We start from the raw sequence: 25,622 nt of genomic DNA on the forward strand, positions 1-25,622 counted from the left end.
ATGGAATTTTCAATACTAACTGATATTGTTATAATATTTGCATTATCAACTTTAGTAAATTTAATTTTTACAAGATTAAAAATACCAACAGTTGTAGGGTATTTACTCACCGGTATCCTTGCCGGTCCTCATTTGCTATCATTGGTACATGGAAAACATGAAATTGAGGTTTTAGCCGAAATTGGTGTTATTTTATTGCTTTTTACTATAGGCCTGGAATTTTCTTTAAAACATCTGCTAAAAATCAGAAAAATTGTATTTTTTGGTGGCTTGCTGCAAGTCTCAATAACCGCCGGAATATTTTATATCACATCGGGTTTTTATGGGCTAAGTTGGCAAACAAGTATATTTATTGGTTTTCTTGCAGCTCTAAGTAGTTCAGCACTTGTGCTGAAACTATTGCAAGAACGTTCTGAACTTTCTTCTAACTATGGTCGAACCGTTTTGGGTATTCTTATATTTCAAGATTTATTATTAGTTCCATTATTATTGTTGGTAAATCTACTTGGGAAAAATGATGTTGATATTGCCAATGAATTATTATTTCTTACCCTAAAAGCATTTTTCATTATAGGATTGGTTTATGCGGGGAATAAGTGGCTTTTACCAAAGCTTTTACAATTGATAGCCATGACAAAAAACCAGGAGCTATTTATGATGAGTATTTTTCTCATTTGCCTTGCAATAGCACTTTTAACATCTCAGTTGGGGATGTCTCTGGCATTTGGTGCTTTTTTAGCGGGACTAATGATTTCTGAATCACAATACAGCCACAACGCATTTTCAAATCTAATTCCATTTAAAGATACATTTACAAGCTTCTTTTTTGTATCCATTGGTATGCTATTGGACATGAATTTTGTGATAGATAATTATCAACTGGTTATTTTTAGCGTAGTTCTGGTCATTATAATAAAAACAATAATTGCAGGTGGTACAGGATTTATTTTAGGTCATACCTTGCGCGGTACTATATTAGTTGGACTTGCACTAAGCCAAGTCGGAGAATTCTCATTTATCCTGGCCAAAATTGGACTAGACAACGCCATAATTAATTATTATTATTATCAGTTGTTTTTAGCTGTTGCAGTAATTACAATGGCTTTAACTCCCTTTTTAATGAGAATTTCAAAGCCACTGGCAAATGTTTTCTTGAAATTACCACTGCCAAAATTTTTGATAAATGGAATATTTCCGTTAAAAGAAATCGAAATACCGGATTTTAAAAATCATCTTGTAATTATTGGAACAGACACAAGCGCCCTAAAACTTTCTTTAATGGCCAAATTAAATAATATACACCATGTGTCAATTATTTTTGACCCACTAATTGCAAAAGAAAAAATTCAAAAAGGAGATTTCGTTATATATGGTGATGCTGTTAATGAACCAATATTATTAAAAGCTCATGCAGATACCGCAGAGATTATTTTAATTTCTGTTGGAAGATTAATCCCTTCCATGGCAATAATAGAAAAAGTTAGAAATCTAAATAAACAAGCATATATTATAGCTCGGGCAAAACATATTCAAAATGTGGAACAATTATACAGACTAGGGGCAGACCAGGTTTTACCTGAAAAACTTGAAATTGCAATAGATTTATTTAATAGAATTCTGGTTAGGAAATTATATCCACAAAAGGAGGTTAATCGCATTTTAACTCATATAAGAAATTTGAATTTGGGGAAATTCTCAGAGAAAGATATTATTAACCAACCAACAATATTTGATGACTTGTGGAATATGAATATTTCTGCAATTAATATAGAACCAAATTCTCTTGCTGATATGAAATCTCTTTCTGAGATTCAGTTGAGAAGTAAAACGGGAGTTACTCTTTTGGCAGTAAAAAGGGGTGCATCAATAATTGAACATCCAAATCCGAGTATCATTTTTCAGCCTAATGATATTGTTTATCTACTTGGTAATCCGGAACAAATTAATTTGGCTATTGAATTGTTTAACAAAGAATTTTAAACAGACTATGATTATTTACTTTAGCCCCTGCCTTACCACACGCGGCTTCCCGAAAACAGCACAATATGCAGATCGCTGTAACTCACTGATTACAGGCTTCCTGCAGCCGCATAATCGGCCAGCAAAAATCTTAAAAAGCGTGATTCGAATCGAAAATTACATTCGATAGATTTCTTAGATTGTATTTACACCTAAAAATAATTATACTTATAATAGATGATCGTTCTGATCATCTGTGTGTTTGGGGGTTAACATTGAAAGAGCCATTATTGAATGGCTCTTTTTAATTTATACTTAAACATCCATCCAGTCAATAATAGTACCATCGCACGCGGGAGCATTCGGGCAATAAATATATTCATCACCCTTCTCGTCTGCATATACTTTATAGTTCCCCACTACGATTATTTCACCGCAATGAAGACACCTTTTTCTGTCCGACACCTCTGGGATATCCTCAAAAATGTAATTCTCGTTCAGGTATTTTTGTTTGTCTTTAATTTCTATTTTTTTCATTGGTTTAGCACTTATTAATTTATCATCTATTCATTACATATATTTCCAGATATTATTTCGTTTTAATTCCGAAAGCCGTTGCAGCTTATTAAAATACTTTTGCCACAAATCCTCTCTTCGTTCCGCATGGTTAACCGGATTTGTTCCATCGTCATACAGAAACAAGCGGATTATTTCACCGTTTTTATCACGCTGAACAGCATGGTCTTCGTCAGCTAATTCCAATAATAAATGATCCGGCACATTTTCATATCCGGTATAAACAGGAAGATCAAGATAGCTTAATCCCGGAAGACCTTTAATATCCTCACTATTATAACCTAGTGGCAAATATTCCCGGTTAAAGGCCATCCACTCGTTGTTTTTGTTTTTTGCAATACCGTAAGGTAAGTTAATTCTAAAAAAATCTGATAACATAATCTGTCGTTTTTAATATTAGATATTCAGTTGTTCGTATCGTAAAAATCGAGAATAGCCTTCGGGCATCCCGAAATTTCTGTCAGAAGCGTTTTCCTCTTTTCTTTTTTCGGGTCTTATATTTTGTCTTCGGATTTTCCTTCTGCCATTTACTGCGTTCCACCAAGCGGTTCAGATCTCTGGCCACTACTCCAACTGATCTTAAATCAACTTCCGAGATGTCTGGCTTCTTCTGCTGTTGTGATTGTTGTTTTTCAACCGTTTCTTGTTCGGCCAACCTGTTTTCTTTGGAATAAAACTTCGGTTTATTTTTAAACTTCGACAGGCGAATCGGATAGCGAGCCGGTTTGCCATCGTCGTCCAGAACCACAACAATATGGCCTCTTCCCGATTTTTGAACCTCTACTTTAAAAGATAACAAAGCCTGATCATACAATTCTTTCGTAGTGAGTTCATCCTTTTCATTCAGGTGCTTAAACAAGTTCTCCAGGTTCTCTTTTATGTTTCTGCTGCGAGCTGAAAAACGAAAGTTGATCTCCTGTGGTTTTTCTTTCAATGGCAACTGGTATTTCTCTTCCAGTTGATGTAAAAAACGTTGCATCTTCAGCCGCTCAAAATTGTCTTTGATCTTTTGATGTGTTACACAATCAATCCGCGTTGATACCACATGAAAATGCACTCGCTCCAGATCTTCATGGCGGTACACAAAATAAGGCTGATGTCCATAGCCCATATGGTCCATCATATTTTCAATTTCCTGTTTAATCGTGGCATCGTCAAGAATCTTATAATCTTCGGTTGACGGATTAACCGAAACATGAAAACACTTATTCCACGCCCGGGGATTTTCATCTTCAATATCCAGCAAGATCTTCATGCGATGATGCTCATCGTAGTTAAACGGATTGGCCGACTTCGTATTTCTAAAATGAAAAAACGTGGCAACTCCTTCGTTTACCTTCTTTTCGTTATACACCATTACATTATCGGTATAAGCACTCTTATGCATCACAATTACCATAGGCTAAGATTTGAATAATAAATTATCGGATCAGGTCCATGTATTTTTGGAGGGAGGAAAAACACTTTTTAAGTTCTAGTTGCACCCTGTCCAGTGTATGGCGATCGGTAGATGTGAGCTCATTGTTCTTTTTCGCATTTATCTGTTTTGCCACCTGGTTCAGATTCACCCCAATTTTGTTCAGGTTAAAATCCAGGCTTTTGATAAGAGTAGTAAATTCGGGGGAGACTTCTATCTTTTTAATTTCACGATGACGCATAACCTTTGCCCGAAAAAAATTACTCAGGTTTTGATATCCTTCCTTTTCACAGCGGTCGCGGAGTAATTTCTTTTCCAGGGGAGTAAATCGAACACGAACAGCTTCTGTCTTTTTTACTCTGGGATTTCGGTATCGTGACATGGCTTATAAATTTTAATTGTTAAGACCTTAATTCGAAGAATTAATCAAGCTTTTAATCGTCAGATTAAAAGTCCCTGCCGGACAGGCGCAAGCGATTTTGTGAAACAAAATCACATCTTGCCAACCCCTCCCCCACCAGCTACAGCAAGGGTTTCGGGCTTGAGAAAAGAAAGAGAAACAGGCTTGGCTGTTTCCCTTTCAAAATTCAAATCAACCGGATTGAGGCTAACCAACTTTTTGTTTAGCCCCTTTTGTTTTTGTCTGTTTTTCGTTTTGTTCTTCGGTGAGTTTTTTCTCCTGTTTAAAACCGGAGAAATTGATACTTCGGTTGGCCGCATCGACCTGAAGAGTAGCACCAAATTTTTGTCCGTTTCGGCCGGTCATCTTATCCAAGAATACTTTTTTCCCGGCAGCCAGTTTTTGCTTTTGCTCTTCCGATAAAGTAGCTCCTTTTATTTTCCCGGGCACTTTAATATTGCTGGACCGAAGCGGAATCAGTTCATTGGTTTTAGGATCAACGGCCATATAGTACTTGTCTTTCTTTCCATCAATTCCTTTTAGTTCAATGGTTTTTCCCAGATTCTTATCCTTGAGCAAAGCATTGCGTTCTTCTTCGGTAAATTTGTGCCCCATAAACTTTTCAGGGATGTGCAGGCGCTGAATCGGATGTACTTTAACATTTACCGATCCATCTTCGCCTTTCTGCAGTCTTAGTTTTGCCGGAATCCGAAACTCCTGATCGTTGATTTTTGCATTTACCGTGTACAGTTTTTCCGAGCGGTAACCATTTAAAAAGGAATTTAGTTCCTGCGGTTCCATACGGTTTACAAACTCTTTGTCTACGCCCACTTTTTCCAGTTTGTCAAATGGGATCTCTTCTTTTTTAATTCTTGTACTTTGTTCCATACTTTTTAATTTTTATAAATGAATAAATGGTGATGACTATTTTGAGTCCTTATTGATTTCCAGGAGGATTTTTGTGATATCGTTACATATCCGGGTGCGATTGTTTTCCAATAGTTCCTGTAGATTATCGATGTGGTACACAGCGGGGATTTGCTTATAATTCTTTTCCTCCTTTTCAATCCGGTCTGTATCCACATCAATCAGGCAGTTAAAATTGCGCTGACCAACCTGCTGACCAAAATTATCAGCCACCTGCCCCACCATATAACCTTGTGGCAGTGTTGCTATCTTTCCTTCCGGTACCAGAAAATCCATTTGAGTTGAGAAGGTAGATGATTGGGTATTTCGGTTAATATTAATGGATTGGCGCTCCTGCAGGATCTTCCCCATACGGCTCTGAATAAACCGGGCTGTTTCTCCCACCGATTGTCCGGCAAAAGCATTTCCAATGTTGGTCAAAATAGCATTGGCCTGTTCCTTCCCATAATCACGGATCAACTGATCAATGGTTTGTATTCCCAGCAGCGTTGAAATTTTATTGCTTCGTGCTGTGGCAATCAGGGTATCCAGTCCCCGAAAATAAATGGTTGGCAGCTCATCAAAAATCAATGAAGTTTTTTGCTGGTCTTTTCGGTTGATCACTTTCAGCATCCGGGTAATAAACAGCGATAACACTGCCCCGTACATTTCTATGCGCAATGGATTATTGGCCAGACAGACCACCTTCGGATGTTCGGGATTATTAATATCCAGTGAAAAATCATTACCCGAACATATCCAGTAGATTTCTTTGCTAATGATTTTGGAGATGGCGATTTTTAAACTCCCAAGCTGTCCTTCCAGTTGTTCATTGGCTCCTCGCTTATGTGCATTGATAAAAGGATTGATAATATTCACCACATCCTTTTCCTGAGATAGCACTTCAAATAAATCATCGTATTCCAGCTGCAGTAATTCTATTGCATGAGGAAGTGTACAATACTCCCCGTCTTTATACTTTTTCAAAAACCAGATCACTGCAGCAAAAAAGGTAACTGCCGATTCCGAAAAGAATTCTCCTTGCTTGCGTATCCACTCCCGGTTCAGGTTATAAAGCACCGTTCGGGAAGATTCAAAAGCATCGATGGGACTTTCCATCAGTTCCGGTGCCAGCGGATTACATCGGTACGATCTTCTGATATCATCAAAATTGATGACATAAAAGCGGGATTGTTTTGGTAGCTTGTTTTGCTTTCTGGCCTTCAGAAAATGATTGTAAGCGACTCCGGACAGATCTGGAAACTTAAAATCATACACACACATACAGAATCCCTTTTCCAGGTGCTGTTTGATAAAAGGAAGGACTACGGAATAAGATTTCCCCGATCCCGGTGTTCCTATTACAATGGTTCCCCGAAAAGGATTGATCACATTGATCCAGCCTTCATGTTGTTTGTTCCGGTATTGATAAATGGTTTCCAGGTTGATGGAATACTCATTTTCTTCATAGGCCTGTTCCTGCGGAAAACTTTCATTTTCGAGGTTAAAACGATCTTTCATCAGGTTCACATTAATCAGCTTGGAGATATTGTCAAATCCGATATTCAGTAACACAAATCCAAAGAAGGACAACAGCAGATAGGCTAAGGGAACAGTAACGATAATCAGCAGACTTCCCCAATACATCAGCAGTCCGGTAAGTACCTGCAATACGATGGCTGAAACTTTCAGGTCCCGGTCTTTTTTGGCTTTGGTACCAATACATGTAATGGCCAGAAAAGCAATGCAGACTGTCTTTGCCCAAAGCGTGTTGGCCAGAAACTCAATCTGTAGTATCTTTTCCAAAACCATTGAAAATTCGGGGATATATAGTCCCTGTTCCATGAACCAGACCAATTGGTCGATGTACAAGGTCAGGAAAAGGATCAGGTAAGAAAAGAACCTGAACCCCTCGTGCAGGCGTTGTAATTCCCTGGATTCGTTTAACATTCTTCTGGAAGATTAGAGTATTAGAATTTTGGAATACCTGAATATTAGAATGATTGGGCTTTTAGGATGGCTTTGTTTTTCACTTCAAGCGTTAGTTTGCGTCCGGTGTTTCCCAATGCTTTTTCCAGCAGTTCGATTTTTAGGATGCGTTTATCGGGAACGATAAACTTGGGTAATACTACAACCTCCCGGAGCGTAGTTTTTGCGGGGATGCGCTCCCAATTGTAATGCCTGTAGAGTTCTTCCACCTGGTATTCCTGAACATTGATGGCTTTTACCCGCTTTTTGTCATCTATCCACCAGTGAATGGCTTCCATATCCAATACAATATTTGTGGAGTTAGTAATTTCGAGTTCAAAGAACAGCAGGTCCTGTTTCAGGTAAAGATTCTTCAGACGAAAAATAATACCGTCCTTTTTAGTTCTTAAGCGAACCGGTTTTTGGGTGCCGTCATTCAGAATCTGGATGCAAAATTCTTTTAACAGGTATTCCGGGACCGGACCAATATTTAGATCCCCGGCCTTCTCTCCATGAAATTCTTCCAGCTTATAAGAGATCTTATTGCCATCAGAATACCTTACAAACAGGGAATAGGAACGGTTGGCACTGACCACTGTCAGGGACGATTCGCCTTCAAAATCATCCACAGCTTTTACCCGCACCATATTGGGTTGCTCAGGTACCACTTCAGCAATCAACTTGTCCGGATCCCCCACCTGCAGATAGGTAATTTTTTCTTCGGCGATCAGGTGAGTGGTTTTGTTTTGGCAGATCTCTATTTGATTTTGAGCATTTAATGCCAGTGAAAAAAGAAAGAATGCGATAATAAATATTGTTTGTTTCATGACGTTTATTTTTGATTAATGATATAAACCAGTGTGTTCTTTTTGACGGTTACTTTTTTGAGACGTACCCGTTTAAGCATGGTCTGAGCAGCTCTGTCGGCAGCGCGAATACCGGTATAGGTCAGCGGATTGTTGGTGACACCCATCAGAGAAGAAGTATTGGTAGAAGCCCCCACCTCCTGGTAGACTTTGCGTGCGGCATTATCCGGCACATACAAACCTTCCAGTCCATCCAGATCACAGATCGTGAGTTTTACCGGGACAAAAGAATTTTCAACGGGTAATTGGGTGATCTCAATCAGCATCCGTTCATTTTTGATCTGGCAAACTCCGTAGATAAAGCTGTTTTTAGGTATCGACTGTCCATTGATCCGGGTGTCTTCCAGCAAGCGTAGTTTTACCCGGTTGCCGTTGAGCACCGTTGTTGTTTCGTAGATCTCAGCTTTTATATGCGGAGTATTTATTGGCTCTTCCCTTTTGAATCCTGATGATTGTTTTTTCTCCAGGGTAAAGGACAGGTTTTGAATGGCCTCAATCTGTTGCAATCTCTCCTGTGCCTGTTGCAGATAAAAATTTAGAGAATCGTTTTTACGACTGAGCAGGACGTTTTTATCGATGATTTCATCCAGTTCTTCAATACCCGTTGTTGGCGAGGTCGTCGTTACTGCTTTCTTTGTTTCCGCCTGCTTTTTCACTACCGTTTCCTTTGGATTACTTTGGGATTGCGGAGATGCAGTTTTTCCACTGTTTCGAACTATTGGCTCCCCTTTTAATTCCTGCTGCACCTGCTTTTCTTTATTTCGGATATGGGCAAGAATTTGTCCCTGATCAGCATTTGGATCAAGTAGCGTATTCTCACGAGCTATTGTATCCTGAACGCTCAGCTCATCTAACTGAGTTGTATCATTTACATCAACCTCAGCGATTTCCGCCACCTGCTGATCATCTTTCTGATAGGCTTCCATCTTGTCATAGATCTTAATGGACTTTTCCGCTTCCGGGAGATCATAGTTAGCACCAATACCAGATGTATTTGGTTGCGTTTCTTTTACCGTTTCGGCCTCCGTGCCGCCACCCAACACCCAAAAGATCAGAATTACAAAAGGAATCAGAACCAGCGGAAGTAAAAACAGGGCCTTATTTTTTATCAGAAGTTCCTTCATTGATATATGTTTTTAATTGGTTTTCAAATGAATCCACAGGCAATTCAAAAGCTGAACGGCCTGTGCTTGTTGGAGCACTGGTCAGCGGTCCGGCCAGTGGTGCATCTACCTTCCTGGATTTTACTTTTCCGGATGGGATCCAGATAAAGGAGATAGCAAACAGGGCAAACAAAAAAGCGGTGATCAATATCCATTTGCTTTTTCGTTTTAAGGGATCCAGTGATTTGTCTTTATCGTCCAGTTCGTTTACCCAGCGGGTAAAACGACTGACATCTTTCAAATTATTTGCTGTCATATTTTTAATGTATTGTCGTTAATGTGTATCTCAGCCATTGGGCTGTTAGAATGATTTTCTTCGGATGCTTTCCAGGTCTTTGTTCTCATCGATCCGCCAGCTTTCCATCAGAAAACCATGCGGATTATTATCTGTCCGGGAGATATTTCTCAGGTAGCCGGAAGTTTTCAGGCTGCGAATGGTAATGTTGGATTTACGCACGATCTTCTGCTTGCCGGTATAGGTAAAGTAATAGGGATAGGCCGAAAAATCCAGTTTTATGGAATCGGTCTGCAGGGTCATACTGATATCTGAAGCGATCACCTGGTTATACAGGTTATTCTCCTTAAAGGCCTGGTATTGCTCCATTGCACTCCGGTCGGCCAGATACAGGGCTTCCCTTACATTGTTTTCAATGTAGGTTTTGTCCGGTTCCAGCGTAAAAAAGAGCTCATGAAAACGTTTAACATGATCCCGGGCTTCTGCATCGCGGTTCTCACTGATATCTTCCCGAAGGGCTACTAATAGCGATTTACCGTTATCCAGTACATAGATTTTCTCTTTGGAAAGTTCCACCAGTTGTACCGACTCATAGTAGATATAACTGCTTACTCCCATAAGCGAGACGCTGATCAGCACCAGCACATAAACGATAAAGCGAAACTTGCGTTGTATATCAAATTGTTTTTGCATTTCTTACTTGTATAATTTTAGATGAAATATTGGCCTGCTATTTCATGGCACCTTTGGTAATGGCCATTACAGCCGCTGTTCGCACCAGTCTTCCTCCTCCGGAGTTGGTTCCTGAGGCATGTATAATCCAGGATGAGATTTTGGGTACCATTGCCATTCCGATAATTCCGCAAACGGGAACGATCAGGTTGGAAACAAAAAACAGTTTGGGCTCATAGATCAGCATAGCATTGATCTGCGCAATTTCCATTTCCAGCACATAAATCAGGATCTCCTGCACGATGGACAGGATCAATAAGGCAATGGGTAGGTACAAATTGACATTGATAAAACGGGCAATCCACTGCAGGTAGTTATCCTGAAAACCATCAAAGATGGACAGCGCAAACACCAGCGGACCAAAGATTACCAGCAGCACACAGAATACCGTTCGCAGAAAAGCAATCAGGTAGACCAGCACTTCAAAAAAGGACTCCAGCAATTGCCGCGTGGCATCCATCATATAAAAGTTAATCTGGTTATGAATTGCCCGACCACTAATGATATTGTAAGAAGTCAGGATCAGATTTACCCCTTTATCCCATAGATCAGCTTCCTTTTCTTCGTTCTCATAGAATAGGGGCAGATCCGTGGATAGAATAGCCTGTTGTTTGTCCTCCAGCCGCTCTTTTACAATGTGCTTTTTATCGGCATAAACGGCCTCCGATAAATGGGTCAGTCCTTTTGTGGGTGCCAATAGCAGATTCACAAACGGTCCCCAGAAGGTGATCACGAGTACCAGTGCAAAAGGTCGCAACAAGGGCAGTATCGATACCGGGTTGTCTGCAATCAGCTGCTCATAAATCCGTTTGGAGATGTAAAAAAAAGCAGCGATCCCGCCAATAGCTCTTGCCATATCCACCAGGATACGCGCATGGTTTACACCGGAATCCACCAGTGTATCGGTAAAAGCAAAAAAATCATTGGTTGTCAGTACTTGTAATAGCATACTTTTTTCTGTTAATCGGTTAAATGCTTATTTGCTTAAAAAGGAATAGCTCAGCGGCTGACTTTCGAAGCTGTTAAAAAAGAGCAGTTTGCCATGGGTATAATCCAGTTCTCCCAGTAGTTTCCAAAGCTCCTTACTGAGCACAGTGAAGGCATCCAGCTTGCGGCCGTGATCGGTCTGAAACAGGTTCACCATTAGAAACTGCATCAAAAGCTGATCTGCTTCTTTCTCATAAATCGAATGAATTTTCCCGGAGTTACTCAGCCCTCCCAATTTGTTTACCTTCTGATAGAGTTTGATAAACTGTGCTGCCAGGTTGTAGATGTCACCCAGTTCATCCGAACGGGCACTAAACAATTGATCACTGATCTGGTGAGTAAAGTCGGTATTGACTTTTATTCCATCCGTTTCTTCCTGCCTGCCTTTCATCTGGCTGCGCTCTATGGCTTTGGCGACTATGCGCAAAAGGCCGGTTTTTAGCTCTCCGGCAATCTCTCCTCCATCGGTAACAGGCAGTGCTCCCACTTCAACATAATAGTGTGTTGGCCAGGTACGCACAAAAACATGAGGAATAGGAATCAACCAGCCGGTAAAAGCGATAAACGTAAGCGGATAAGTTCCTTCCATTTCCGGGTAGTAACCATGCCAGGGTTTGATCTCAATAAGCTGTGCTTTTGACTGTTCTGTTGCAGTAAAAAGCAGCAAAACCATTATAAGGATTTGAAATAATCGTTTCATCGTTTTTCGTTGAGTTAGTTGTACAGGCTGTAATACATGGCAAATCCTTCCAGCGTACCACTGTCATGGCTTTTCAGGTAGGAAGCATAGAGGAGTTTATTGTGTAGGTAGCAGATTGTTCCGTAATGTTGTTTGACACTCAGGTAAATTCCATTGATGGCATCATAACGCTGTTTATCATCCATCATAAACAGGTTGTCCTTAACGATGATATTTAGTATTGAACTAACCAGCGCTTTGCTGTCATCCAGTATCAGGTCAAAACTTTGCACAATGGCGGCTGCCTGTTGGGTGGTAAAGTTTCCATCCTGCACCAGCAAGGGAACTTTTTCGGTATAGATGGCAATGATCTGCTGCAGGATATCTTTGGTTTCCTGTATACGTTTGTAGTCTTTAATCAACAGGGAAACTTTCTCCAGGCTTTCCAGCATCTTTTGGTCGATGCCCAGGATCTCTCCCGTCAGTCCTTTGATGTCACCGTTCAGTGCTTTTATCAGAATATTGTACAGGTTGATTTTCGAAAGAATTCCTTCCTCCTGTGTCCAGAGTGCTTCACGTTGTATTCCGGCTCCAACATCTGTTACCGGGGTTTGGGCAGTAGATCTACCTGCATTTGCTGCAAGTAGAATTGTAAGGATGAGTACGATTAAATTTTTCATGATTGTACTTTTTTAGGATTTTACATTTGTTTTAAGATCTCAAGGATAGACCGGTCCGCGATCAGCTGTTCCAGTATCTTTTCCTTTTCCTTTTGTTCGGTGGTATAGCAGTAGTATTCTACCCGGCTGACTTCCAGGGCAAACACCCGGGAATACTCCCCCAGTGCGATAAATACTTCCTTAAAACTGCGATCTGAAGGCAGGTTTTTATTAATCGAAAGGATCTGTTGTTGCTGAAAAGCGGTTAGTCCCAAAAAGCTGCTGATCTGTTCAAATTTGTTTTTGAATTTGCCCATGTCCAGCAGGATGCGGGTATCGGCGTTATTGATTATCGCATCACGGATGATAGGGGATGAAATCACATCATCCACTTCCTGTGTTACCACCATGGCCTCACCAAAAAACTTACGAATGGTTTTAAAAAAGTATTTCATATACCCGGCCATCTGGGGTGTGGCTATGGCTTTCCATGCCTCTTCAATACAGATCACCTTTCGTGTGTTTTTCAACCGTCGCATCTTTTTTAGGAAAATGTCCATGATAATCAGCGTGGCCACCGGAAAAATCACCGGATGATCTTTGATGTTATCCAGCTCGAAAACAAGGAAAGGGCAGCTGAAAAATTCATCGGTCTTCATGGGTTTGTTTAGCAGGTAATCATATTCTCCTCCCCGGTAGTATTTTCCAAGGATGAAGAAAAATTCATGGGTATTAAATTCCAGTGACTGCTCCTCCACCAGCTGCGGGATATAGTCCCGGCAGAACTCATAAAAACCATTAAAGGACCGTTCAACATCTTCGGTTTTGAAAAACTGTTTTAATGCATGGGCAATCACATCCTTTTCCATTTCGGAGAGATCCGGTTTATATACCGTGTAGATTACTGAAAGAATAGTTTGCCGGTGTTCCAGATCCGCGTCACCCTCCACCACAAAGGGATTAAAGGAAATGGGATTGTCTTCGGTAAATTCAATCATCCGGGCACCTCCCATTTCCTGCAGCCGTTCATCCAGGTAACGTGTCAGAATCTCGTAACTTCTTCCCACATCCAGCAACACCACATGGCAGTTGTCATTTTCCACGTACTGTCGCAGCAGGTGGTTGGTAAAAAAGGATTTTCCGGATCCTGATCCACCGATAATGATTTTGTTGCGGTTATGAATCAGGTGCTGGTGCATGGGTTCATCCGACAAATCGATCTTTACCGGGCAACCTTCCATCCGATCCGAAAGGTGAAGTGTAAAATCGGATTCAGAGTTTCTGACTTCCCCTTCAAAATTGGTCAGGCAGCAGGCCTGTGGCACCTGTGTCAGAAACAGTTCTGTTTCGGGCAGCTGGGTGCTGAATGGCAATCCGGCAAAAAACAAAAAAGGCAGGTCAAAAGTATGCTGATAAGGAAAACAGTTCATCAGCGAAAAGGCAGTGGCTGCTTCACTTTTGATCTTTTTAAGTTTCGGGATTGAGGTATCCAGCAGGGTTACATTAAAGTGAGTTTTTACGATTTTCTCTCCTGATGCTTGTACGGTGTCCAGAAAGTTCTCGATCAACCCCGCATTGATTTTGTTCTCTGAGGAAAATTTTGACAGGCTGTAGATCTTTTTGTAATCCCCTTCCAGTCCTGCTTTTACCTCCTGTTGTCCGGGCACATAAATAAACTGGTTGGTGATATGTGAATACGGAAGGTGCCAGCTCAGCGGATAAACCATCGAAACAGGTAGCCCTGTCCGGGGATGGCCGCTTGTGGGACGAATTTCCGAAGGCAGATGTGAATAATCACTCAGACTCAGTATTTCCACAAAACGATCCATCACCCGTAAGCGGTCCCTAAAATCAATTCCTCCCAGCACGGGCTGTCCTTCTCTGAAATTAAGTGTCAGATAACGTTCAATCAGCCCGATTTCGGAGGCTGTTCCCATGGCTTGTTCTCTGGTTACCGGTATACTTTCTATTCCACTTTGCCGGAATATCGAAGAAAGGTTGGTCTGCAGTTCCCGGATCTTTTCCTGCAACCGGGCTTCTTCCAGCCTTGCTTTGCGTGAAAAGATCAGCGAAGATCCCAGGTAGTTTTTCAATAAACCGGTATTCAACAGGCTTACATAGAGGTAGCATTCATGTTTCAAATAGTTTCTTCCCTGAAAATGATCCAGATAGTTTCCACTTAAACTGCGTACCTGTTTCAATGTAGTATTGCGGTCGGTGCAAAATCCTTCGGTAAAGAAGAAGTCCTGTTTGTGTAGCAGGGAATTTTCCGGAAGGATGTTTATAGCCCGTTGAAAGGTATCGTGCAGCAGGTATAATTTTTCTGTACTGCAGGACAGCAGCTCCGGCAGAAAAAGTCGCATTCCAAATCCCATATCCAGATTGTTGGAGATCAGGATATCTCCGTCAAAACCCAGAACAGGCAGACTGATTTGTATTGGTTTTACTCTCATGTTACTACTGATAAATGCGTTGTTTGATGGTAATAAATTCCGGGAGTTGACGGGCAATTCGTTTTTTATGCCAGCCCCGGTGTCCATAGTTTTTCTGGATCCGGTTTAAGCGATACAGCCAGGCAAAAAAGGCCGGTACACAAACAGCAACCGAGATAAAAGTTCCGGCTGCGATGTAGAGCACTACAAATACAATCAACGTAATCAGTATACCGTAAAGCGCCAGGTAAACCAGCTGACCAGAGAATCCTTTGATGTAAAGGTTGGTATCGATCTTTTGAATGGTGTAAGTTTTCATTGTTATCCGTTGATTTAAAAGGTTAGGGAAGATTGAGGAACGATACAGGATCGTCCCTCAATACCTACTTAGTCACACTGTCCGGTCTCCCCACCGATAATTTTTTATGCAAAGAATGAGCGGATTACTACGCCAACCAGAATCAGGAAGAGACAGGCGCCAAACCATCCCATTATGGCCTTTTGGGTATCCTGGTCCCCACTCTGCCATTTGATGTACACACGCACTCCACCGATTAGTCCCACTACTGCCCCGATAGCAATTATAAGGTTAGCAACCGGATCCACGTATGAATTTACTTCTGTGGTTGCCTGATCAATCCCGGCCGAGCTTTGCGCCATTACGTTATACACTCCCAAAACCAGCATAGCCATAACTGCCATGCCCCTGCGATAAATCGCCTGCAATTGTTTTCTCATAATTTTTTTTGATTAAATGTTATTATTGATATTGAATCTCTGGAAGCAATTTTTCAAGTCTTCCTGTTAACTCGTTAAGCAGGTAATCAATATGAATTCCGTCATCCGAGCCGGTCTCTTCGTAGACACTTACTTCCAGCGGAATGGAATTTTCGGAGATTGTGGAAATCAGCTTTGAGGGAAAGTTCGAGGAAGCAACATGAATAGGTTCAATCCCTTCCGAAACGGACATTTTTGTTGGATGTCCTTCTTCGAACAGGCTATTTTGTTTTTCCCGGCTTTTAATCCAGGCTACCAAGAGTACCAGAGTATACCAGGCAATTAATAGAAAAACTAAAAACTGAATAAATTCTTTCCAGGTGATTTCATCTAAGCCAAACATGATTTGTATTTTTTCTGTTGAAACTGTTGGCAAAATTCAACAGAGCGGCTGGAGAAAAAAAACACCTAAATACACGTGTATTTTTTATATGGTTAAATAAACTTCCTCGATATCATTAAATTTAGGCGTAGGTGTATGGTTTAGATTAGTAACGATCCTGAATAAGCTAGATTTCGATATAAAACAGGCTGTTTTAATTTTATTTGGTAAAATAAAATAATCCCCAAAAGAAGAGAAAAAAAGAAAAAAAAGAGAAGAAAGCCCGGGGACTGCCAGCCGTGGATAAACGGCAAGGCTGTCCCGTAACTGTTAAAATTATAGATTTAGCTTTTCAATAAATAAAACGGGACATTTATTTAGCCTTGCGGTTTACCGGGAGTGGGCTTTGGCGGAGGCTGGCGATCTTTGGGCGTCTTTTTTTTGTTTTCAACCTTTTAAAAACGAATAATCATTAAATTACATATGTGGGTAGGCTACAGGAAAGTGCAGGACTGTAGTGAAACAAAAGGATGGCTCTTTCCGTGCGGTGCCTGTAGGCTCTTTTCACTGTAAGGGCAAAACCAGCGACCGTTTCCCGTGAGTGAGCGAACGGGTTTAGGGAGCGTTGAAGCCCGTCAGGGGAATGGGCCGGGGCACAGGAGAAATACCTTTGATATACCTTTAAAATAATAAACAAGCGCTGGCCAAAGGTAAGTGCAGGAATGTAGGGATGCTTTGCGAAAAGAGAAGGACTGACTGGAACCTGACTCCGGGTTTTCGCATAGGGACGGATAATGGGCGGACGAAAATACGGGGCGGGTAAAAGGAAGATTTGGGAGGAATTGAGTAAAGCTGACCGGAATTTCCTGCTCTTGCCGTGGGGTGCATAAGGCTCTTCTTTCCGGTATATCGCATGGAAAACGACTACCTGAGAATCATAAACAGAGCTGTTTCAGCATGCCGGAATGATGGGCCAATGCATTGGAGAACTACTTAATAAGATAATAACCGGCAAATTATACACGAAATGCTTTGGCCATTAATTCCTGATCGTTATTGGAAATTCCTATTTTCTTCGCCAGTTTACGCCATTCTTTTACCGGGGTTGTAACTTCTTCGATAATCCGATCCATTTGTTTGTTTTCCAGGCGGAAAAACTGACCTACACTTTTTGCCAGATCAAAATCCAAAGCGTTGTTGTCCATGTCGATATTCAAGGCCAGACCATCTTTATCTATCGAGGGATTTATATCATAAGCAGGTGACAAAACCCACCCTTTATCCGTTAAAATAAAACCATGGTTTCGCAAGTGATCATCCGTGTTCGAAATAGCAATATTGAATACAATCCTTCGCCATAATTGCTCCAGATTCTCATTGATACAAGTACCATAGTTTTGAATAAATTCAGCCAATTCCAGATAACTGGCAGGATTATCCCTGATTGTATCTTCATTATTTCCAGTCATGGTCATTGCAGATGCAAAGTGAATACGTTGATCTTGATCCCGGTCAAAACGTTTGGTGAAAAAGGTGTTGTATTTTCCAGCAACTTTATTAATCCTGCATTGAGACATAACAATCCCGGCCTTTAAGGCCAATTGCCAGGCCAGGTATTCCCATGCAGCTTTATCTGTTGTATCATTTTTGGCCGGGAACTTGGCAATCCAGAGATTATTCTCTTTATCAAGAATGTTGGCTTTTGGTCTGGCCCCACCCAGTGAAGATCCCGGAGCAATCAAGATGGCCAGCCATTTCTTCACGGCACCATTATCCGTTTCGTTTTCAATATTACTCGCAGCCTCCTGAAGCTCACCAACTGAAGACCAGGGAGGCGTAGGAGACTCTCTATTGTCATCCAGAAAAGCTCCATTCGGGTCTGTTTTAAAACGCAAAGCCCCCATCCGGCTTCCATCCAATACACCAAGCAAATAATCTACTTCGTACAACGTTTTTGCCCTCTCCCCTCGTTCTGCAGCGTCTTGAGCTGCCCGCCGCTTCATAAGGGTTCTTCCCCAGGTATCCGGCATACTGTCCAGGAACAAACCAAAGTTTTCCTTGTTATTTGGAAATTGAGGGCCACTATAAAACTGGATATCCGGATCCAGCAAATGGTGAGTGCCGGATTTTAGCCAGGCAGCGTCATATTCAAAGCTGAATGCCTTTCTTCCTTTTGCAGCGTGAGCTGAAAGAATACCAATCAACTGAGGATCAGAAAGTCCTTTCCAGTGTGCATAAACATATATGTCAGTTTTCCCTGTTGCCATATTTTTTATATCGATGGTTACCTCTTTATATATGTAACCGTGATTCTACAACAAATCCAAATCTTGTAACTTTCTGCCCAGCGTATCATCGGCAGCCAGTTTTAGGAAATCATCCTGCAGGCCTAAAACTCTCAGGACGTTAAAATAAGCACCCATCGATACTTTAGGATTCCCTTTCTCTATCTGATACAACGTTGTCCTGTCGATATCTGCACGCTCAGCTACCTGAACCGTTGTTAGCTTTCTTCTTTTTCGTGCCAGTTTAATATTTTCTCCCAAACGTTCCAATATCTGCAGGTGTTTGGGAAATATAATATTTTTCTTCGTCTTCATAATGTCGAATATTTTCTACAAATATACTTATTTTGTTGATAATACTCAACATTTTATATTCTCTTGTCTACACTTGTCTTTTTAAAAGCAAAGAGGTTAAACATGGCACGCATCCGGCTACGGACACGATTTCCATAGCGCTGTTCGATTTCAGATGCTGATAGATTGGTGGTAATGTGTGTCATTACCCGATCCGTGATAAACAAATCATAACGGCTGAGCAGGATCTCTCCCATCACATCGCATTCATTGCCAAAATGTTTTTGCACCTGTTCAATTCCCAGATCATCAAAACAGTAATCAGGTGATCGCAGGTTGGAATTTTTGACTTCACTATCAGCCGCATAACGTTTGATCACTTTAAATCCGTCATTCTCAAACTCAAAGCTGATTTTTCGTGTGGATCGTATACGATATCTTTTTCCCGGAGGAAAGAAATACCGAATCAGCATCATTATGGATGTCTTTCCACATCCAACGGGTCCGGAAAGCATAATTCCTTTATTCAGATCCAGGTTCCTTCTTCTTGCTGTCTCTTTATCGCCGATGGCATAGATCAGCAAATCATGGATCAACGGATGATCCAGCGGATCAATAAAAAAGTGTTTACCGAAAATCTGTTTCCCCTGGTCTTCCAGCCAATTTCGACTCTCGGTAAAATTAAAACGAAACATCCCGTCTTTAAACTGAGCAATTTCTTTATAAGGGTTCCGAATAGTCTTTGTCGTTGTTGACATGGAATCGCCCACCGGATATTTTTTCCTTTCCATTTTTAAAATTTTTCTGGTGATCCTGTTTATTATTGTTTGTTCTGTTTGTATTGTTTACTTCCTTATATACCGTCGCACTTCCGGTCGCACTTCCTGTCGTACTTCCTGTATCGGTTCTTGTCGCAGTTCCTGTATCACTTCCGGTCGCACTTCCGGTATCAAATCTGATACAGGAAACTTTCCAGCCGGTATGTCTGTTTCCTGAAGCGATATAATCAATATAGTGCCAGTCGCGCAGCTCTCGCATACTTCTTGCATAGGTATTGGTAGATCCAATATGCGCCAGGTACATTACCTCTTCCCTGTAGATAGGAAAAGGATTTCTGAAACGGTTTTTATTCCATAGCTGAAACAAGGCAAAATATAAACTGATATGATAAGGTGTAATTCTGGTGTCATCAGCAAACCGTTCAAACAAAGCGGTTTGATGTTTGATGTAGTTCATTTCCTCCGGCCAAGTGAAATTCCATTTTGGACGCTATTGTTCTGCAAAGCTTTCTGTATTTTTTCGCTTTCATAGAAAATTACTCCTCCAAGTTTAGTATATGGAAGCGTTCCTCTTACACGAAGGTTTTGTAATGTGCTTGAAGAAATTCCAAGAAGCCTTTTTACTTCATCGGATTTTAACCATTTTTTTGTTGGTAGGCCGTGGTATTCATCAAGTATTTTCTTAATTTCATCCACCAGATCGAGTTTGAATTCCCGAAGATCATCGGTGGTTACAATTTCTGTTGGCATAACTAATTGTTTTTAAATGATACAATTTGAGTTTTGCCAAATATTGAAATTCCTATGCGGAAAATTAAACACCTAAATACAGGTGTATTTATTATATGGTTAAGTAAATGTTAGCTATTTACAATTGCTTCCCCTTTTTCGATCTTCCATTCCTGACAGGTTTTATGGTGCTCTCGCAAGGATATAAGTTTTTCATCTGGAAGTTGATCAATGAGTTTTAGGATTTCCTCCAAACCTTTGAGATTCCCAAAATCGGTGAAAGGACAATCGACTTCTACCTTTTCGAAAGGACAAGCCGTAAACGGTACAATCAGATCTGCAAATTCTTTGTTTTTTTCAGTTGCCATGTTATCTCCTTTTTAATACAGCTGTAATTGGGAGATAAGAAGAGCGCGGGCTACGAACTGCATTTGCAAAAGAGGTATCGCCAAACACCCACACAACAAATAAGTTGAGCCCACGCTGAATCGTGGGCGTCATACCTATATTCTCGTCGTGTAAAAAAATTGGCGATTTTCTTTTGCAAGAATAAAAGCTAACGCTCTAATATCTTTATAGTAGTTCTCTCACGTTAGAGAGATTTATTTGCATTGTTCGATGCAAAGATAACCCAATCTATAATTACAAAAAATATATTATTCCTATTTATATTTTTCATTGATTTTAATTAGCATTGCTTCACGCATTTTCTCAATATATATCAGTGGTTCCTTTTTACGCGAATATACCGATCGATAAGCATTGTAAATATCATCAGATGGAAGGTTAAAGATCTTGCTAAATAATTTGATCAATTTGTTTACAGAAATATTACCATTATTAACTACACCTGTCGCCACTATACCGTAGATCAATTCTGCCAGCCATGTTAGTTTTCCTGTCCACACAAATTCATTATTACTTAGTTTCAGATCATCTTCTTCGCCTTGCAGTTTATGGATTTCATTTGCAAGATATTTTTCTAAACTTTCATAAGCCAGAATATCAGCAAGTGTGCCATCATAGACAGTTGAAAACTGAGGATCCAGTAAATAATTATGATTATAGCTCCCCATTAATGGAGCTGTAATATTACGTGTAAAGTATTTATCATCCAGAATTGTTTCTCCTCCTCTGTAATACTTAATAAAATCACTGTGATCATCGAGGAAAATTTGAAGTTTAGTGATTTCTTTTATTAAATGTTCAATTATTAATGTGGGTGTAGATTTAGGACGTTGTGATTCAATAATATGCTGCTTTCGATAAAAACTGATTTTGCTGCATACACGCGGTTTAATGTACTTGAAGAAATAAATTTCTTCTTCTTCTGATTCAAATCCGTTTTTCAAAACACTCGTTTGTAATTCGGAATAGGCTATTAAACACAAGCCAACTGCTCTTTTGGCCAGGAACACAACATTGTGGCCTTCTTCTTTTAACCGACCCAAATCGCTTTCGAGTGTCTCTACAATGTTTAAGTAGGCAGTTTTATCCATTTTTATGCTGTTTTAGTTCATAAAAAAAATTACGCTACTGCCAGTAGCGTACAACTTAAAATAAAACTGTCCCTTAAACCCGATTTACAACACTAAAATAAATATAAGAATAATCGAGAAAAAACACTCAATTATTCGAATGATATTTTCTAATGTTCAAATAAAAACGACAACCAGTTATTTATGTTACGTAATATCTGGTTTAATTAGGTTCCTCGCCCACAATAGGAGGAACATTATATTTAGCTGTTCTTTTATCATTAATCACACCCGACCAATTCAGACCTAATTCAAAGTCGTAGGCATTCCCTTCGTTATCAACATGGCAATCCATGTCTCTGGGCACATCTTCGAACTACACCTCCATGGTTTCCATGTTTGCAGGCATTTGAAGTGGTAGTAGGCCTGATAGTTCAACCTGACCGCTAATAATTTCAAGAAGGGCTTTATCGAGTACATTGGCTGCTCTGTTACCACCGTATCCTATTAAAATTTCATCCACTTCGCTTTCAAATTCATTATATACCATTGAATTTGATATGTCTATCACGACAATTGCCTTCTTCGATGCAGATGCAGTTTTCAGCAACAGATAAAGATGGCTTTCATTAGTAATCTATGCAAAACAGAAATGCTTAAAGCAGATGATAAGGTTTTGCTACTGGTACCTGAAAGTATACGTTTTTCATATGGAACGGTTTTGTTCACAGTACAATAGACCAACTAATTTTTTGCAAATCATCAATTCAGCTACATTTATTGCTGAATTTGGTCTCCATGTTTTATTTCTGGATATATATAGAAGTAAGCTATTTGTAATATCAATATTTGTAAAGTTTTCGAGCTACACTTTTGGCTGAAATAAAAGAGAATACTCATCCAATTGTCTAAATTGATTGAACAGAATACTTATATCCGTTTTGTTAAGAAATTATTTAGCCATTACTCTACAAAGAACCATTAAAAAAATTACCATTTTTCAAAATGCGAAATTAAAAGAATAATGTATTCACAAATCCACATTTTTTGATAACTCTACTAATGTATACAAATAACATAGCGTAGGGATGATATATACATATTCGTTATAATGCTAAAAGCAATACCTGCAATTTACCACATAGAATAATTAGCTATTTTAGTAGCATATTTATGGGATACATTTTCTACATCGCGATTTTTAATGCTTTCTTTTTCTCCCTATTGCTCTTTCAAAAGAAATCGAGGGCGACACATGACAATATTCTTATTGTTTGGTTAGTTTTCCTCGGTTGTTTTATTGGTAGCTATACCCTATACGCAGAGGAACTATTTACTCAATTAAATTTACTTTCGGCTAATCTTATTTCATTATTTCTGTTACATGGGATTTTTCTCTATTTGTACGCGTCTCGCATTATTTCAAAACAAATTAAGTTTAATAAGAAAAAGTTATTACATCTACTTCCTTTTGTAGCCTTTAATTTGTATATAGTTGGAGCTTCGTTCTTTCCTTACACTGCTAATAAAATCAGAATACATAATGTACATGCAAATGTGCAACCGCCATATCTATTTTTGTTTTTTTTAATTCTCACATTGCTATCTGGTCCCTTTTATTTTATTCTTACACTAAATCGATTAAAAAGACACAACATAAATATCTTTAACAATTTTTCTTCAACTGAAGATATTAATCTCGAGTGGTTGCGAAAGTTGGTAATAGTGTTTGGAATAATTTGGACTTCATTAATTATTATCACGGTAATTCATCATGTATTCAACCTTTTTTCAATGGGTTTCTGCACCGATGGCTTATTCTTGGCTTTATCAGTATTTGTTATTTTAATTGGTTATTTTGGATTAAAACAAAAGATAATTTTTGGAAGTGAATATGAACAACAAGCAATCTCCATTGAAGGAAAAATTAAATATTCAGGTTCTACATTAAAAGAAGATGAAGCCGTTAAATACATTAAACAATTAAACCAATATATTCAGTTGGAGAAGCCTTATTTAAATCCAGGTCTGACGTTGACTCAACTGGCATCCGATTTAAACATTTCTCCTCATCATTTATCGCAAATAATAAATGAGCATTTTAATATGAACTTCTTTGAATACACCAACCAGTTTAGGGTGGAAGAAGTTAAGTCACGAATTAACAACCCCAAGTTTGAAAGTTTTTCATTACTCGGTATCGCGCTTGATTCAGGTTTTAATTCCAAATCAGCATTTAACCGGATATTTAAAAAGTATACAAACCAAACGCCTTCCCAATACAGATCAGGAAGCACAAAAAAATAAATTCATTTCTTTTTTAAGTCTCCTTTTCAATCTGTCACGAACAGACATCCATTAATGCGTCCCACTTTATAAGGTGAAGCGATCTGTCCTTGACAGTAAGCTATATTGGCTCCTGATAATTATTTAGAACAAATTATTTATGGAAGAATATGAAGAAAATTATGAACTAAGAACTTCATCAAGATAAACACAATAAATTATAAAATAATTGGAAAGGCTTTCTAAATGAAAAGTGCCTTTTCTAAATCGACATATTTGGGTGGTATAAATTGAATTTTCTTAAAATAAAAATTCTGAATCCAGTGCATTTCATCGAATACCTGTAATGAGCAATGCGTAACCAATTTCATGAAAGACGTTTTAATTAGTGGCAGGTCATATAAATATTTATGGAGTTAAAAACATATGAGCCATTAAAAGACGTAACGAAATAAAACAAAATGAACTGAAATAAATAATCTTTAAAATTAATTATTATGCAAAAAAAAAGTAGATCACTAACAATTAACTTAGCAAGAGGTAGAAAACAAACAAGAACAATTAACGTAAAGTTTGTTTCACTTGTCCTCTTTGCAATTTTCTTATTTGGCGCTCAGAACACAAATGCCCATTGTGATTCTTATGATGGACCTGTAATTCAAGAAGCAAAGGAAGCTCTTGCTTCAAACAACGTGAGTCTGGTACTAAAATGGGTAGGAAAAGCAGATGAACCTATGATTACCACTTTGTTTAATAAAACCTATAAGTTAAAAAGTGGAGATAATGAGGTTTATGAAATTGTAGAAAGATATTTTTTCGAGACACTTGTTAGATTGCACCGAGCCACAGAGGGTGTGGGATATACCGGATTAAAACCCGCGGGAAGTGCCTCGCCGATTGTAATAATGGCTGATAAGTCAATTGAAAGCCATAATGTAGATGAACTGCTAACAAAATTTACTGATCACATTGACAATATAGTGCGGGAAAAATTTGAGAAAGTGCAGAAATTAAGTCTTATCAAAAATCAATCTATCGAAAAAGGACGGGATTACGTAGCCGCTTATGTTGGTTATACGCATACATTGGAAGGGATTCATCGAATTATTGAACAAGATTCAGAAGTCCATCAACATTAATAGACAAATAATTCATATAAATGAAGAACTGCAGTTTATGTATCTATTTTTAAAATCAGAAGAAAATCTTAGATTGAAGCAAATGCAGTAAGCAGTAATAAACATGAATATTGAGAATTAAATTCCAATTAAGTTTTTGTCCCAAGATATGTTATAATCTTACTCAATTTTGCTTCCCATTTATTCAGATATAATTCCTGTAAAGATTTACATAAAAGATCCTGGTTATTGTACAGTTCTGTTTGGAGAAACCATTTTTGTCTAGTGTACTCCCCCCTATTTCCAATTCCCTCCTGCTCGTTGTCAAATATGTCGTTAATAACTTGATAAATGATTTTTACATATAGTTTCTCTTTTGATCGAAAATAATAATGCACTGCAGCAGGCAACACTTTTGCCTCTTTTGCGATATACCTTATTCTTGTTCCGTGATACCCGAACAATAGAAATTGATTATAGGCTGCATTAAAAATCTTTATCTCAGTTTCAAACCGTATATCATTTCCTTGATTAGCCATTTTTAGTAGATTTCTAATTTTATCTTTTGTTTCGGG

General features: G+C 39.2%; 29 protein-coding genes. 3 read left to right on the top strand and 26 right to left on the bottom strand.

What is annotated here, in order from left to right; all coding sequences use genetic code 11:
- A complete protein-coding gene (locus QZ576_RS16305; RefSeq protein WP_297098900.1) occupies positions 1–1,980 on the top strand; it encodes a cation:proton antiporter in 1,980 nt (659 codons plus the stop codon).
- A 294-nt stretch (positions 1,981–2,274) separates the two neighbouring features.
- Here QZ576_RS16305 and QZ576_RS16310 read toward each other — a convergent pair whose 3' ends face one another.
- The 25 genes from QZ576_RS16310 to QZ576_RS16430 form a co-directional block, all read right to left on the bottom strand.
- A complete protein-coding gene (locus QZ576_RS16310; protein WP_297098902.1) occupies positions 2,275–2,496 on the bottom strand; it encodes a hypothetical protein in 222 nt (73 codons plus the stop codon).
- A gap of 33 nt (positions 2,497–2,529) precedes the next feature.
- The gene (locus QZ576_RS16315; protein WP_297098904.1) at positions 2,530–2,913 is read right to left on the bottom strand and encodes a hypothetical protein; all 384 of its coding nucleotides are present in this window, start codon (positions 2,911–2,913) and stop codon (positions 2,530–2,532) included.
- An 82-nt stretch (positions 2,914–2,995) separates the two neighbouring features.
- Positions 2,996–3,934, bottom strand: coding sequence for a relaxase/mobilization nuclease domain-containing protein (locus QZ576_RS16320; protein WP_297098906.1), 939 nt, complete (start codon positions 3,932–3,934; stop codon positions 2,996–2,998).
- Between the two features lie 22 nt (positions 3,935–3,956).
- A complete protein-coding gene (locus tag QZ576_RS16325; RefSeq protein WP_297098908.1) occupies positions 3,957–4,334 on the bottom strand; it encodes a plasmid mobilization relaxosome protein MobC in 378 nt (125 codons plus the stop codon).
- Positions 4,335–4,559: 225 nt separating this feature from the next.
- Positions 4,560–5,240 carry a DUF3945 domain-containing protein gene (locus QZ576_RS16330; RefSeq protein ID WP_297098910.1) on the bottom strand — a complete coding sequence of 227 codons (681 nt, stop codon included), beginning with the start codon at positions 5,238–5,240 and terminating at the stop codon, positions 4,560–4,562.
- Positions 5,241–5,276: 36 nt separating this feature from the next.
- Complete coding sequence (locus QZ576_RS16335; protein ID WP_297098912.1) at positions 5,277–7,208, bottom strand: type IV secretory system conjugative DNA transfer family protein; 1,932 nt, start codon at positions 7,206–7,208, stop codon at positions 5,277–5,279.
- A gap of 44 nt (positions 7,209–7,252) precedes the next feature.
- Positions 7,253–8,053 carry a DUF4138 domain-containing protein gene (locus tag QZ576_RS16340; RefSeq protein ID WP_297098914.1) on the bottom strand — a complete coding sequence of 267 codons (801 nt, stop codon included), beginning with the start codon at positions 8,051–8,053 and terminating at the stop codon, positions 7,253–7,255.
- A 5-nt stretch (positions 8,054–8,058) separates the two neighbouring features.
- Positions 8,059–9,216, bottom strand: a complete 1,158-nt coding sequence (gene traM / locus QZ576_RS16345) for a conjugative transposon protein TraM (protein ID WP_297098916.1) — start codon at positions 9,214–9,216, stop codon at positions 8,059–8,061.
- Positions 9,191–9,511 (bottom strand): hypothetical protein, encoded by a 321-nt coding sequence (locus QZ576_RS16350; RefSeq protein WP_163321763.1) that lies wholly within the window; start codon positions 9,509–9,511, stop codon positions 9,191–9,193. The genes traM and QZ576_RS16350 overlap by 26 nt, the downstream gene beginning before the upstream one ends.
- A gap of 45 nt (positions 9,512–9,556) precedes the next feature.
- Positions 9,557–10,183, bottom strand: coding sequence for a conjugative transposon protein TraK (traK, locus tag QZ576_RS16355; protein ID WP_163321764.1), 627 nt, complete (start codon positions 10,181–10,183; stop codon positions 9,557–9,559).
- Between the two features lie 37 nt (positions 10,184–10,220).
- A complete protein-coding gene (locus QZ576_RS16360) occupies positions 10,221–11,171 on the bottom strand; it encodes a hypothetical protein (RefSeq protein WP_297098920.1) in 951 nt (316 codons plus the stop codon).
- Positions 11,172–11,198: 27 nt separating this feature from the next.
- Entirely contained in the window at positions 11,199–11,909 is a 711-nt protein-coding gene (locus tag QZ576_RS16365; protein ID WP_297098922.1) for a hypothetical protein, read from the bottom strand.
- Positions 11,910–11,923: 14 nt separating this feature from the next.
- Complete coding sequence (locus QZ576_RS16370) at positions 11,924–12,568, bottom strand: hypothetical protein (RefSeq protein ID WP_163321767.1); 645 nt, start codon at positions 12,566–12,568, stop codon at positions 11,924–11,926.
- Positions 12,569–12,588: 20 nt separating this feature from the next.
- On the bottom strand, positions 12,589–15,000 hold the full coding sequence (locus tag QZ576_RS16375) for a TraG family conjugative transposon ATPase (RefSeq protein WP_297098925.1): 2,412 nt from the start codon (positions 14,998–15,000) through the stop codon (positions 12,589–12,591).
- 4 nt (positions 15,001–15,004) lie between these two features.
- Complete coding sequence (locus tag QZ576_RS16380) at positions 15,005–15,298, bottom strand: DUF4133 domain-containing protein (protein ID WP_167619117.1); 294 nt, start codon at positions 15,296–15,298, stop codon at positions 15,005–15,007.
- A gap of 104 nt (positions 15,299–15,402) precedes the next feature.
- Positions 15,403–15,681, bottom strand: a complete 279-nt coding sequence (locus QZ576_RS16385; RefSeq protein ID WP_297098982.1) for a DUF4134 domain-containing protein — start codon at positions 15,679–15,681, stop codon at positions 15,403–15,405.
- Positions 15,682–15,739: 58 nt separating this feature from the next.
- Positions 15,740–16,099, bottom strand: coding sequence for a hypothetical protein (locus tag QZ576_RS16390; protein ID WP_297098928.1), 360 nt, complete (start codon positions 16,097–16,099; stop codon positions 15,740–15,742).
- A gap of 995 nt (positions 16,100–17,094) precedes the next feature.
- The gene (locus QZ576_RS16395; protein ID WP_297098930.1) at positions 17,095–18,345 is read right to left on the bottom strand and encodes a type II toxin-antitoxin system HipA family toxin; all 1,251 of its coding nucleotides are present in this window, start codon (positions 18,343–18,345) and stop codon (positions 17,095–17,097) included.
- Between the two features lie 45 nt (positions 18,346–18,390).
- Positions 18,391–18,678: a helix-turn-helix transcriptional regulator gene (locus QZ576_RS16400; RefSeq protein WP_297098932.1), complete on the bottom strand. Its 288-nt coding sequence runs from the start codon at positions 18,676–18,678 to the stop codon at positions 18,391–18,393.
- A 53-nt stretch (positions 18,679–18,731) separates the two neighbouring features.
- On the bottom strand, positions 18,732–19,448 hold the full coding sequence (locus QZ576_RS16405) for an ATPase (protein WP_297098934.1): 717 nt from the start codon (positions 19,446–19,448) through the stop codon (positions 18,732–18,734).
- Positions 19,378–19,893 carry a hypothetical protein gene (locus QZ576_RS16410; protein WP_297098936.1) on the bottom strand — a complete coding sequence of 172 codons (516 nt, stop codon included), beginning with the start codon at positions 19,891–19,893 and terminating at the stop codon, positions 19,378–19,380. Before QZ576_RS16410 ends, QZ576_RS16405 begins: the two co-directional genes overlap by 71 nt.
- Positions 19,890–20,186: a helix-turn-helix domain-containing protein gene (locus QZ576_RS16415; RefSeq protein ID WP_297098938.1), complete on the bottom strand. Its 297-nt coding sequence runs from the start codon at positions 20,184–20,186 to the stop codon at positions 19,890–19,892. Before QZ576_RS16415 ends, QZ576_RS16410 begins: the two co-directional genes overlap by 4 nt.
- 110 nt (positions 20,187–20,296) lie before the next feature.
- Positions 20,297–20,533: a hypothetical protein gene (locus tag QZ576_RS16420; RefSeq protein WP_297098940.1), complete on the bottom strand. Its 237-nt coding sequence runs from the start codon at positions 20,531–20,533 to the stop codon at positions 20,297–20,299.
- A gap of 294 nt (positions 20,534–20,827) precedes the next feature.
- Entirely contained in the window at positions 20,828–21,664 is an 837-nt protein-coding gene (locus QZ576_RS16425) for an RteC domain-containing protein (protein ID WP_297098943.1), read from the bottom strand.
- 355 nt (positions 21,665–22,019) lie between these two features.
- Positions 22,020–22,193 carry a hypothetical protein gene (locus QZ576_RS16430; protein ID WP_297098944.1) on the bottom strand — a complete coding sequence of 58 codons (174 nt, stop codon included), beginning with the start codon at positions 22,191–22,193 and terminating at the stop codon, positions 22,020–22,022.
- Positions 22,194–23,368: 1,175 nt separating this feature from the next.
- Between QZ576_RS16430 and QZ576_RS16435 the strand changes: the two genes are divergently transcribed.
- Positions 23,369–23,950, top strand: coding sequence for an AraC family transcriptional regulator (locus QZ576_RS16435; protein WP_297098946.1), 582 nt, complete (start codon positions 23,369–23,371; stop codon positions 23,948–23,950).
- Positions 23,951–24,426: 476 nt separating this feature from the next.
- The gene (locus tag QZ576_RS16440; protein WP_297098948.1) at positions 24,427–25,068 is read left to right on the top strand and encodes a DUF6448 family protein; all 642 of its coding nucleotides are present in this window, start codon (positions 24,427–24,429) and stop codon (positions 25,066–25,068) included.
- A gap of 128 nt (positions 25,069–25,196) precedes the next feature.
- On the opposite strand, the gene QZ576_RS16445 is transcribed toward QZ576_RS16440, so the two are convergent.
- Entirely contained in the window at positions 25,197–25,586 is a 390-nt protein-coding gene (locus QZ576_RS16445) for a TetR/AcrR family transcriptional regulator (RefSeq protein ID WP_297098951.1), read from the bottom strand.
- Between the last annotated feature and the right edge of the window lie 36 nt (positions 25,587–25,622).

The organism is uncultured Draconibacterium sp. (assembly GCF_913060805.1).
Taxonomy (GTDB): domain Bacteria; phylum Bacteroidota; class Bacteroidia; order Bacteroidales; family Prolixibacteraceae; genus Draconibacterium.

Coding starts and splice junctions, on each gene's coding strand:
- QZ576_RS16320 (WP_297098906.1), bottom strand. CDS start 3,934: ATGGTAATTGTGATGCATAAGAGTGCTTATACCGATAATGTAATGGTG.
- QZ576_RS16365 (WP_297098922.1), bottom strand. CDS start 11,909: ATGAAACGATTATTTCAAATCCTTATAATGGTTTTGCTGCTTTTTACT.
- QZ576_RS16330 (WP_297098910.1), bottom strand. CDS start 5,240: ATGGAACAAAGTACAAGAATTAAAAAAGAAGAGATCCCATTTGACAAA.
- QZ576_RS16310 (WP_297098902.1), bottom strand. CDS start 2,496: ATGAAAAAAATAGAAATTAAAGACAAACAAAAATACCTGAACGAGAAT.
- QZ576_RS16375 (WP_297098925.1), bottom strand. CDS start 15,000: ATGAGAGTAAAACCAATACAAATCAGTCTGCCTGTTCTGGGTTTTGAC.
- QZ576_RS16425 (WP_297098943.1), bottom strand. CDS start 21,664: ATGGATAAAACTGCCTACTTAAACATTGTAGAGACACTCGAAAGCGAT.
- QZ576_RS16305 (WP_297098900.1), top strand. CDS start 1: ATGGAATTTTCAATACTAACTGATATTGTTATAATATTTGCATTATCA.
- QZ576_RS16410 (WP_297098936.1), bottom strand. CDS start 19,893: ATGAACTACATCAAACATCAAACCGCTTTGTTTGAACGGTTTGCTGAT.
- QZ576_RS16385 (WP_297098982.1), bottom strand. CDS start 15,681: ATGGCAGTTATGGCTATGCTGGTTTTGGGAGTGTATAACGTAATGGCG.
- QZ576_RS16370 (WP_163321767.1), bottom strand. CDS start 12,568: ATGAAAAATTTAATCGTACTCATCCTTACAATTCTACTTGCAGCAAAT.
- QZ576_RS16360 (WP_297098920.1), bottom strand. CDS start 11,171: ATGCTATTACAAGTACTGACAACCAATGATTTTTTTGCTTTTACCGAT.
- QZ576_RS16400 (WP_297098932.1), bottom strand. CDS start 18,678: ATGAAGACGAAGAAAAATATTATATTTCCCAAACACCTGCAGATATTG.
- QZ576_RS16340 (WP_297098914.1), bottom strand. CDS start 8,053: ATGAAACAAACAATATTTATTATCGCATTCTTTCTTTTTTCACTGGCA.
- QZ576_RS16430 (WP_297098944.1), bottom strand. CDS start 22,193: ATGGTATATAATGAATTTGAAAGCGAAGTGGATGAAATTTTAATAGGA.
- QZ576_RS16395 (WP_297098930.1), bottom strand. CDS start 18,345: ATGGCAACAGGGAAAACTGACATATATGTTTATGCACACTGGAAAGGA.
- QZ576_RS16315 (WP_297098904.1), bottom strand. CDS start 2,913: ATGTTATCAGATTTTTTTAGAATTAACTTACCTTACGGTATTGCAAAA.
- QZ576_RS16380 (WP_167619117.1), bottom strand. CDS start 15,298: ATGAAAACTTACACCATTCAAAAGATCGATACCAACCTTTACATCAAA.
- QZ576_RS16405 (WP_297098934.1), bottom strand. CDS start 19,448: ATGGAAAGGAAAAAATATCCGGTGGGCGATTCCATGTCAACAACGACA.
- QZ576_RS16325 (WP_297098908.1), bottom strand. CDS start 4,334: ATGTCACGATACCGAAATCCCAGAGTAAAAAAGACAGAAGCTGTTCGT.
- QZ576_RS16420 (WP_297098940.1), bottom strand. CDS start 20,533: ATGGCAACTGAAAAAAACAAAGAATTTGCAGATCTGATTGTACCGTTT.
- QZ576_RS16440 (WP_297098948.1), top strand. CDS start 24,427: ATGCAAAAAAAAAGTAGATCACTAACAATTAACTTAGCAAGAGGTAGA.
- QZ576_RS16335 (WP_297098912.1), bottom strand. CDS start 7,208: ATGTTAAACGAATCCAGGGAATTACAACGCCTGCACGAGGGGTTCAGG.
- traM (WP_297098916.1), bottom strand. CDS start 9,216: ATGAAGGAACTTCTGATAAAAAATAAGGCCCTGTTTTTACTTCCGCTG.
- traK (WP_163321764.1), bottom strand. CDS start 10,183: ATGCAAAAACAATTTGATATACAACGCAAGTTTCGCTTTATCGTTTAT.
- QZ576_RS16390 (WP_297098928.1), bottom strand. CDS start 16,099: ATGTTTGGCTTAGATGAAATCACCTGGAAAGAATTTATTCAGTTTTTA.
- QZ576_RS16415 (WP_297098938.1), bottom strand. CDS start 20,186: ATGCCAACAGAAATTGTAACCACCGATGATCTTCGGGAATTCAAACTC.
- QZ576_RS16350 (WP_163321763.1), bottom strand. CDS start 9,511: ATGACAGCAAATAATTTGAAAGATGTCAGTCGTTTTACCCGCTGGGTA.
- QZ576_RS16445 (WP_297098951.1), bottom strand. CDS start 25,586: ATGGCTAATCAAGGAAATGATATACGGTTTGAAACTGAGATAAAGATT.